The organism is Planktothrix tepida PCC 9214 (assembly GCF_900009145.1).
Taxonomy (GTDB): Bacteria; Cyanobacteriota; Cyanobacteriia; order Cyanobacteriales; family Microcoleaceae; genus Planktothrix; species Planktothrix tepida.
The window spans coordinates 5,676-6,089 of sequence record NZ_LN889782.1 but is presented as its reverse complement, the minus strand read 5'-3'; the positions used below and the strand labels follow the sequence as shown (position 1 = coordinate 6,089).

Genomic DNA, 414 nt, shown 5'->3' with positions numbered 1-414 from the left:
TTAATCCCAATACTATCGTTATCTTGGTTAATGAAATCTAAGGTATCGGGAGGTAAAGTTGTATATTTGCTATCACTACTGGGGTCAATACTGCTAATAATGAAATAAGCGATATCTCCATCTCGAATATTATCATCAACTCCGGTAACTGTAACAACTTGAGGGGTACTCCAATTTTGGGAATTAAAGGTCACGCTAGGGGTTGATAAACTGGCTTCTTGGGGGTTACTGTTGCTGAGAGTAATCAGAACGTCTGATGTGGGTTGGGAGGTTAAGACGATGCTGAAATTTCCGGTGTCTCCGGCTTCTGATGTTAGGGTATCTGATGTGGTAAGGTTAATCCCAATACTATCGTTATCTTGGTTAATGAAATCTAAGGTATCGGGAGGTAAAGTTGTATATTTGCTATCACTA

1 protein-coding gene is annotated in these 414 nt (G+C 39.6%); it reads right to left on the bottom strand.

Annotated elements, in window-relative coordinates:
• On the bottom strand, positions 1–414 hold a 414-nt coding region (locus PL9214_RS31105; protein WP_186440290.1), incomplete at both ends, for a hypothetical protein.